The organism is Deferrisoma sp. (genome assembly GCF_054681715.1).
Window position 1 is genome coordinate 1 of record NZ_BAAHFQ010000199.1, and the last position, 4,902, is coordinate 4,902.

Annotated in this window: 3 protein-coding genes; all 3 read right to left on the bottom strand. The window is 70.8% G+C overall.

All coding sequences use genetic code 11. The annotated features are described in order from the left end of the window. On the bottom strand, positions 1-2,745 hold a 2,745-nt coding region (locus ACY0I8_RS16370; RefSeq protein ID WP_461395602.1), incomplete at its 3' end, for a histidine kinase dimerization/phospho-acceptor domain-containing protein. Further along, on the bottom strand, positions 2,742-2,930 hold the full coding sequence (locus ACY0I8_RS16375; RefSeq protein WP_459940147.1) for a hypothetical protein: 189 nt from the start codon (positions 2,928-2,930) through the stop codon (positions 2,742-2,744). The genes ACY0I8_RS16370 and ACY0I8_RS16375, both read right to left, overlap by 4 nt. A gap of 166 nt (positions 2,931-3,096) precedes the next feature. Further along, positions 3,097-4,902: 3'-5' exonuclease (locus ACY0I8_RS16380; protein ID WP_461395603.1), on the bottom strand; the 1,806-nt coding region annotated here is incomplete at its 5' end.

Sequence of the window (4,902 nt, forward strand, 5' to 3'; positions counted from 1 at the left end):
CAGGGGCTTGGCCACATCGGCCGCCTTCTGGATGGCCTCGCCCAGATCCACCGGCTCGATGTGGAACTCCACCCGGCCGGCCTCGATCTTGGAGAGGTCCAGGAGTTCGTTGATCATCCGGGTCAGCCGCTCGGCCTCCTGTTGGATGATCTCCAGGAACTGGCGGCGCTTGTCCGGGTCGTCCACCCCGTATTTCAGGAGGATCTCGCTGAAGGACCGGATCGAGGTGAGGGGGGTCCGAAGCTCGTGGCTCACGGTGGAGAGGAACTCGCTCTTCAGGCGGTCGAGCTCCCGCAGCCGGGCGTTCGCCTCCTCGAGCTCGGCCGTGCGCTGGCGGACCTTCTCCTCCATGGCCTGGCTGTACGCCTGCACCTCCTCGTAGAGCCGGGCGTTGGCCACGGCCATGGCGAGCTGGTTCGCCAGGGCGCAAAAGAGGCTCACGAACTCCTCGGTGAAGTGCATGGGCCCCCGGGTGCCGTAGGCGGTGAGCACCCCGATCGGCTTGCCCTCGTGGATCATGGGGGCGTGGATGAGCGCGGTGACCGGCACGTCCTGGGTCAGTTGGCCGAAGAAGATCGGCTTGTCCACGTTGCGGGTGTCCTCCAGGACCACCGGCTCTCCCCGCAGAAAACAGGTGCCGAAGTAGCTCTCCTCGGAGGGGGGCACGGCCGACAGGGCCACGTAGTCGGGGTTGAGGCCCACGTGGGCCCGGATCCGGAGCTTGCCGTCCTCGTCCAGGAGCCGCACCGCCAGGTACTCGAACCCGAACTCCCGGTGGATCAGGTTGAGCACCCCGTCCAGCACGGCGTTGATGTCGAGGGTGCGCGACATGAGCCCCGCCGCCTCGTGGAGCACCAGGAGCTCCCGGAGTTGGCGCTCCAGGGCCTCGCGGCTCTGGGCCAGGGTGCGCGACACCCGCCCGAACACGTCGAGGATCTCGACGGCCTGGTCCCGGGGCCAGGCCAGGAAGCTCTGGAGGATCATCCGGGCCGACGGGGTGCCCAGCGCGCTCGCGAGGCACCGCTCGGCCGCCTCCACGAGGGTCTGGGGCCCGGCCCGGGCCGGAATGCTCTCCATGACCTCCCGGGCCTTCGCGGGCCCCACGAACCGGGTGAGAAGCCCCTCCACGTCCTCGCGGCTCACCCAGCCCATCGGCACCGCGGGAGGGGTGGCCGGCCGGCGGGCCCCCACCAGGAGGCTCACCGTGAGGAATCCTCCGAGGTTGAACACGGTGCTCCACACCAAAGCGTGGGACCAGGGGTCGAGGCCCTCCAGCCCGAACAGGGCGTGGGGCCGAAGGGCCTCGATGCCCCAGGGGCCGTGCTCCAGGATGCCGGGGTCCATCCAGCCGGACCCCACAAACGAAGGCAGAAGGAGCGTGTACGCCCACACCCCGAACCCCAGGGTGAGCCCCACCAGCGCCCCGGCCCGGGTGCGGCCCTTCCAGACGAACCCCAGAAACACGGCCGGGGCGAACTGGGTCACCGCCGAGAACGACAGGAGCCCGATGTTCACCAGGGTCTGGGACTCCCCGATCCACCGGTAGAACCCGTACCCCAGGAGCACCACCCCGAAGATAAACGCCCGCTTGGCGAGAAGCAGTTGGCGCGAGAGGTCCCGGGGCGTCTCCCCTCCCATGGACGGGGTGAGCTTTCCGAGGATCGCGATGCCCGGATGGTGGAGGATCATGGTGGCCAGGGCCACCGAGGAGACGATGACCATGCTCGCGGCGGCGGAGAACCCCCCGAGGAACGCGAGCGCCGCAAGCCCGGTGTGGCCCCGGCTCAGGGGCAACGTGATCAGGAACGTGTCCGGAGGGCCCGGCGCGTGGACCAGGAGCCCCACCAGGGCCACGGGCAGCACGAACAGGTTCATGAGCAGCAGGTACGTGGGGAAGATCCAGGAGGCCTGCCGGAGGTGCGTTTCCCGCACGTTCTCCACCACCAGCATGTGGAACTGCCGGGGCAGGAGCACGATGGCGGCCATGGACAACACCCCGAGGGTCACCCACTCAGGCAGCGTCGTCTTGGGCCCCAGCACCAGGATGTCCCGGAACTCCGGATGGGCCAGGGTCTCGGAGAAGATCCTCTCGAACCCGCCCCCGATGCCCCAGGTGATGTAGGCTCCCAGGACGAGAAACGCCCCGAGCTTCACGGCGCTCTCGAACGCCACGGCCGCCACCATGCCCTCGTGGCGCTCGCTCACCACCAGGGTACGGGCGCCAAAGAGCACGGCGAACATGGCGAGTCCGAGGGCGGCCCAGAAAGCCGCGTCCTGGAGCACGCCTCCCCCCGTCAGGCGGCCGGTCAGCAGATCGAAGGTGTGGGCCACGGCCTTGAGCTGGAGCCCGATGTACGGGGTGACCCCCGCCACCAGGATGAACGTGGCCAAGGCGCCCAGGGCCGACCCCTTGCCGTAGAGCTCCTCCAGGAGGTCCGGCAGGGTGGTGATGCCCCGGGTCCGGCAGTAGGCGACCATCTTCCGCAGGGCCAGGGGCGCCAGGAAAAAGACCAGGGTCGGCCCCAGGTAGATCGGCAGGAACCCCATGCCCTTGGAGGCGGCCCGGCCGATGCTCCCGTAGAAGGTCCACTCGGTGCAGTAGACGGCCAGCGACAGGCTGTAGACGAGGGGGTGGTCCACGGGGCTTCGGCCCCGCTCCCGGGCCCGGTCGGCCGCGTAGGCCAAGGCGAAGAGCCCGAGCACGTACCCCAGGCCCAGCAGGGCCACCCAAAACGCGCGGGTCATCGCCGGGTGCGCAGGAGCAGCGGGGCCAGGGCGAGGAGCACCGCCCAGGCGAGAAAGAGGTACAGGGGAAGGAGCGGCACCCCGGCCACGGCCACGGGCCGGTTGAACAGGGCGAGCAGGGGCGAGAAGAACAGGATCACCCCCAGCACGAACAGGGCGGAGAGTCGACGGGCACCAGAATCCATGAAGGGCCGTTTGTCGTGAGTCGCAGGTCGTAGGTCGTAAATCGTGAATCGTGGGTCGTGGGTCGGGGGCCTTCGGCCCGCTGGGCGGGCACCCGGCGCCTTCCCGGCTTCGCCGCCGCCTGGCCTTCCAGCCTTCCAGCCTCCTAGCCTTCTAGCGTTCCAGCCTCTAAAACCTCGACGACTGCCAGCGCAGGAGCAGCATGCGGTCGCAGAAGGCTTTGGCCTCCCCCAGGGTGCGCACCCCCCGGGACTCCAGGAGGGGGATCAGCTTCAAAAAAATCTCCGCCGTGGCCCGGGCGTCCCCGAGGGAGGTGTGGCGCCCCTCGATCGCCACCCCGAGCCGCTGGGCGATGGCGTCCAAGTTGTGGCCCTCGAGGTCCTTGTGGACCCCGTAGGAGAGGAACAGGGTGTCCAGGATCGGGTTCTCCAGGAGCGGCAGGCCCGCCTCCCGGGCCCCGAGGTCGAGGAATTTCTTGTCGAACGCCGCGTTGTGGGCCACGAGCACCGCCTTGCCCACGAACTCGTAGAACCGGGGGAGCACCTCGGCAAACGAGGGGGCATCGGCCACGTCGGCATCCGAGAGCCCGTGGAACGCCGTGGAGGTCTCAGGGATCGGCCGCCCGGGGTTCACCAGGGTATGGAACTGGCTTCCGGCCACCAGTTTCCCCGCCCGGATCCGCACGGCGCTCAGGCTCACCACCCGGTCACCCTTGGAGGGGTCGAGCCCGGTGGTCTCGGTGTCGAACACCACGACCTCCAGGTCCCGAAGCGGGGTGGCCAGGAGCTCCGGCCCCTCGAGGGCGGGCCGGGGCAGGAAGAGGTCGAAGTCGTAGAACTCCGGCTGGTCGTCGAGGATGCCGGGCCGCGCCTCCTCCTCGGCCCTGCGCGAGGCCCGTTCCAGCCCGAAGCAGACCTCCTGCACGCCGCCCTCCCCGGTGCGGATCCACAGCTCCCCCCGGTTCCGGCGCACGGCGTCCCCGAGCCGCACCGTGGGCTCGCCCCGGGCCCGGACCTCGACCGCCTCCAGGGCCTCCGGGGTGAGCCCGCCGTCGGCCGAGACCCGAAGCACGGTGAGCACGGCCTCGTCCGACACCTCGATCGAGGCCTCGACCGGGCTCCACCCGGTGGTGCGCTCGCCCAGCCACCGCAGGGCCGCCGCCAACGAGGCCACCCACAAAAACGGCTCCACGAGCACCCGGGGCACCGGCTCCCGGGGGTCCTTCAGGTTCACGTAGGCGCCGGGCACGAGCCCCACGGCCTCCCCGAGGAGCACCAGCGGGTCGGCCGGCACCATCTCCCACCGGGCCCCGGCCAGGAGGCCCGCGGCCCCCTCCGCCGCCCGGACCCGCTCGGCCATGCGCCGGATCTCCTCGGCGAGGCCGTCGAGGAACCGCCGGCGCTGCTCGGGCTTCATGTCGGGGTGCCGGCCCAGGGCCTCCAAAAGGGCCTGGGACGTGGCCACGGGGCCCTTGAGGAGCTCGGGCATCTGGAGGAGGGTTTCGTCGGCCCGGCGCTCCTCGGGATCGAGCACCGCCTCCCGGAACACGAGGAGGAACCCCGAAAGCTCACCCCCCGGCCCCGGCACCCCGCTCATCGTGCCCCGCAGAAGTCCCCCGTGCTCCAGGGGGAACACCACCTCCTCCTGGGCCTCCCGGCCCTCCTCCCACCGCCGGCGCACCCGGCGCACGTAGAACGCGGCCCGGTCCTCGGGCAGCAGCCGGCCCAAGGGGGCCCCGATCCCGGCGCCCGGGCCCCTCTCCAGGGCGGCCCGCGCCCGGGGGTTCATGAGCACCACCTCCCCGGCGGTGTTCGCGAGCACCACGCCCTCGCGCATGGCCCGCAGCACGGTGGCCAGCCGGTTTCGCTCCTCCTGGAGCGTGCGGGTGGTCTCGGCCACCCGGGCCTCGAGTTCCCGGTAGCTGCGGGAGAGCGACTCCGCCATCCGGTTGAAGGCATCGGCCACGTCCTCGAG